The sequence below is a fragment of the Candidatus Seribacter sulfatis genome (assembly GCF_964187635.1).
GTDB lineage: Bacteria > Verrucomicrobiota > Verrucomicrobiia > Opitutales > Seribacteraceae > Seribacter > Seribacter sulfatis.
Map to the genome: position 1 here is coordinate 1 of NZ_CAXLMO010000103.1, position 3,997 is coordinate 3,997.

Annotated in this window: 3 protein-coding genes and 1 pseudogene; 2 read left to right on the top strand and 2 right to left on the bottom strand. The window is 39.7% G+C overall.

What is annotated here, in order from left to right; translation table 11 throughout:
- Positions 1–466, top strand: a pseudogene (locus ACKPQ5_RS09630) (tagaturonate epimerase family protein); the annotation flags it as partial.
- A gap of 35 nt (positions 467–501) precedes the next feature.
- Here ACKPQ5_RS09630 and ACKPQ5_RS09635 read toward each other — a convergent pair.
- Together ACKPQ5_RS09635 and ACKPQ5_RS09640 are read right to left on the bottom strand one after the other, a co-directional pair.
- On the bottom strand, positions 502–783 hold the full coding sequence (locus ACKPQ5_RS09635) for a SelT/SelW/SelH family protein (protein ID WP_407678894.1): 282 nt from the start codon (positions 781–783) through the stop codon (positions 502–504).
- A gap of 24 nt (positions 784–807) precedes the next feature.
- Positions 808–1,683 carry a helix-turn-helix transcriptional regulator gene (locus ACKPQ5_RS09640; RefSeq protein ID WP_407678895.1) on the bottom strand — a complete coding sequence of 292 codons (876 nt, stop codon included), beginning with the start codon at positions 1,681–1,683 and terminating at the stop codon, positions 808–810.
- A gap of 266 nt (positions 1,684–1,949) precedes the next feature.
- Here ACKPQ5_RS09640 and ACKPQ5_RS09645 point away from each other — a divergent pair.
- A partial coding sequence (locus tag ACKPQ5_RS09645; RefSeq protein ID WP_407678896.1) for a DUF1549 domain-containing protein occupies positions 1,950–3,997 on the top strand: 2,048 nt, incomplete at its 3' end.

A 3,997-nucleotide genomic window follows, 5' to 3' on the forward strand; every position in this document is an offset into this window, starting at 1 on the left:
CTGGTATGCATTTACGGTGGAATTAGCTTCCAAAAGCTGTTTTTCAAATGACGAGACTGAAATGAAAATGGCCCGTGAATTTGTCCAGTTAACGATTGGAAATGAAAAAATGGAGGAGGCGATGGCAAGTGAAGAGTCATGCAGGAATCTGTTGCATAGTTTGGAGCCCAGTCCGGAGCACTTCTTTTGGTTTGAATATAATTTCCTATATGTTTTAGCCGCTGAGGGTTCACCTGAAAAGAAAGCACTCGGTGATCATTCCCCAAAAGGGTATCAACAAAGGGAAAGGTTTTATTCAATTAGTGATGAAGGCAGGTTGCTCTATTCTAAAAGGGTGGTGGAGTATATTCTCTTTTTGGCAGAAAATACTGGTTTGGTATCGGAGGATCAATGTTTGAAGGCAAGTAATGAGCTAGCTGGAATCGAGAGTTTTGAAGAATTTATCGGGAGCATTTCAAAGTCTTAAAAAATAGAAATCTTTTGATTTAAATTTTAAGATCGTCAGGAACGGTCTAGATGTCCGAGTTCTTTGTCCGGATTTATGAAATCCCTGACTCTTTTTTTGAGTTCTTTAATGTCGGGAAATCCACCCTCAATTTTTCGGCACCAAATTAACTCCTGATTGCAAGTGATTTTGAAGGTTCCACTCACTTCCTTGTTTGGTTTTAGGGTAACCTCATCAATTTCCTGTTCAAATGTGGAGAGTAATTCCTGTGCCATCCAACCCGAGCGCAGTAACCATCTGCAACCAGGGCAATACTCAATAATTATTTTGAATTCCATAGGTTTTAAAATTTGGAGAGGATATTATTTATTTTGTAAAAAGTTTTCAGGTGATACTCCGTAAACTGATTTAAATGTTCTTGAAAAATGAAAAGGATTTTCAAAACCAAGCTCAAATGCAATGTCTTTCACCAATCTACTTGATGAAAGCAATAAAGAGGCAGCATGTTTCATTTTTAATCTAACCAAGAACCGGTAGGGTGAATGGTTATGGAATCGTCGAAAGACACGTGACAGGTAAGCCGGATCAATATGCAGTTCATTTGCGAGTTCATCCACGGTCTTGATCCGAAAGTAGTTTTTACGCATATGCTGATGAATACGGTTGTATGTATCCCATGCACGAACCTGTTTTTTTGAATTTACTTGAGCTAATTCTGAAATTTTAAGGACAACGGTATGAGCCAGTAAATTACAAATTGAAACACCGTTATCGACGGGTGCATTTGTATTGCCCAGAATCAATTCAAATAAATCAACAATTTCACTATGATCCCGAATGTTTTCAAAGTTAAGTTCTTCTTTGATGATTTTAGAATCAATTTCAATATCAGGGGCATGAGCTAGTACCATAAAATATTTGATCATTGGTGTGATTGGAGAGCTTGATATTTTATGATGGTTTCCGACTTTGTAGCTAAATAGAGAACCTGGGCATAACTGATGGCAGGTGCCTTCCAAATTGAGCTTTCCTTTTCCTGCCATTATAAATTCGATGGTTGTATATTCTATGTTCGCATTTGACCTGCCAATTTCTGGATAAGAATCCCGTTCAACCAAGAAGTCGGGCAGGCACTTCTCAAAACCAACACTGACCAACGAAAAGAATTCGGGTTTGTCTTTCGGAAAGCCGATAAAAACCTGCCTTGCATCTGCGACCTGCTTAGAAAAGTGTTCCATAAATAATTTGTAGTTAAAAGTCAAAAAAAGATATGCTTTTGTCAAGGATATGCATTCTTAATTTAGTGCCTGTAGTGTAATATAGCTTTAGTAATTCTTGCAGATGATGTTTTTTATACAGATGATTTGTCCTATTCTGATTTTTGTTTAAAATCATATATTGTAATGCATGCGTATTTAAATTTTTTTTCGAATTCTAGAACAAGACTAATTGACACTTTGATTTATTTTCCGACTATTAATTAGATAACAGGCTGCAATTTTAAATGAATTTGCGATTTTTATTTTTTTCTATTCTCCCCATCAGTTTATTTGCTGATGAGAATCATTTTTTTGAATCAAAAATTCGCCCTGTTTTGTCAGAAAAATGCTATGAATGTCATAGCTCAAAGTCATCTAAGATTAAGGGTGGTTTGCGTTTGGATCACATTGAATTGATCTTACAGGGTGGAGACTCGGGTCCTGCGATTGTTCAGGGGAATCCGGCAGAATCTCTTCTTGTCCAGGCAATCCGTTATGATGATCAGGATTTTCACATGCCGCCCAAAGAAAAATTGCCCAAGCAGGTAGTGCAGGATTTTGAGCGGTGGATAGCAGAAGGAGCGACTTGGCCGGACGAGTCAGTTCCAGTTTTTTCATCTTCCAAAAAACGAAAGTCCTTCAATTTGGAGAAGCGAAGAAATTCTCATTGGTGCTGGCAACCCATTACTCCTCCAAGTATTCCGGTTGCTGAATCCGCGAAAAAGCTACACCCAATTGACCAATTGATTCGTGCAAAACTTGCTTATGCAGGTCTTTTGCCTTCCAAACCTGCAGATAAAAGAACCTGGCTCAGGCGAGTGACTTTTGACCTGACGGGCCTTCCGCCGAGTTTAGCTGACATCGAAAATTTCATAGCGGATAAATCTGATGATTCCTTTCAGACCGTAGTCGACCGATTACTCGCATCTCCCCATTATGGAGAAAAGTGGGCAAGGCATTGGATGGATTTAGTGCGCTACGCCGAGACGTGCGGACATGAATTTGATTACCCATTGGAAAACCCTCACGAATATCGTGATTACTTGATTCGTGCATTTAATCATGATTTGCCCTATGATCAATTGCTTACAGAGCATGTTGCAGGTGATTTGATTTCTTCGCCGCGCATTCACCCAGAGAAAAAATTCAATGAATCCATCATTGGCACTGGTTACTGGTATTTTCATGAGGCAGTTCATGCACCAACAGATTCAAAAGTCGATAACGCTGACCGAATGGAGAATCAATTGGATGTATTTGGGAAAACTTTTCTTGGGTTAACAATTGGTTGTGCTCGCTGCCATGATCATAAGTTTGATGCCATATCAGAAAAGGATTACTACTCACTGGCAGCTTTTATGCAGGGTAGTAACAGGCAGGAATACCCTTTAGATGAAGGCGGCAAAAGGGAGGAAATCTCAAGGCAACTTCTTTCCCTAACAAAAGAAGGCTTTATGAGCGTTAAAAAATTTGGTTTTAAATCCGTAAAACCAAGCGATTATTGGAATGTCTCATCGAAACTTATGGAAACCAAAAAAGTTGCTCCAACGGATGATGATCCTTGGGATGGTGAGGTTTTAGGAGATTTTGAGACCAATTTCTTGGAATGGAAACCTGAAGGGAAAGCATTTGGTACAGGTCCTCAAACCAAGACCTCCGGTCGCAACCCAGTAACTAACTACCACGGAAAGGGTTGGGCAGGCTCGTTACTCACTGGCGGCGACAATTTAACCGGCTCTTTGTTCTCGCCTGAGTTTATAATCACCAAGCGATTTATGAATTTTTTAATCGCGGGTGGAGCTATCGAGAAAGTGGGTGTTGAATTATGGATAGAAGAAAGTAGGAAAATAATTTCCCGAGGGTCGAATAATGAAATTTTCACGCCAAAATCTTGGGACATAAGCGGATATCTTGGGAAAAAAGCACAGATTCGATTAATCGATAATGCAACGGGCGGTTGGGGGCACATTCATGCGGATCGTTTTGTTCAATCAAATGCTCCTGCTGCTGAACTGATTGATCCACCTCTACCTTCCGACGTTCTCATCACCAGGGTCTCCGCCGAAAATAAGCTTTCAAAAAAAACCCTCCTTTCTTGGTGCCAACATTTTGGAAAGCGAACCAATCTACCATCTTTATTACAAAGAATAAAAAGTGCAAAAAACTCACACAAAGGACTGGTCAAAGCGGAACTGAATTTCATTCAAAACAGTCAATCTTTTGCAAATTTTACTTCTTCGGAAATTCCAAAAGGCTGGAAAATAACCGGTGAAGCTTTTAAACCACGAGGGCA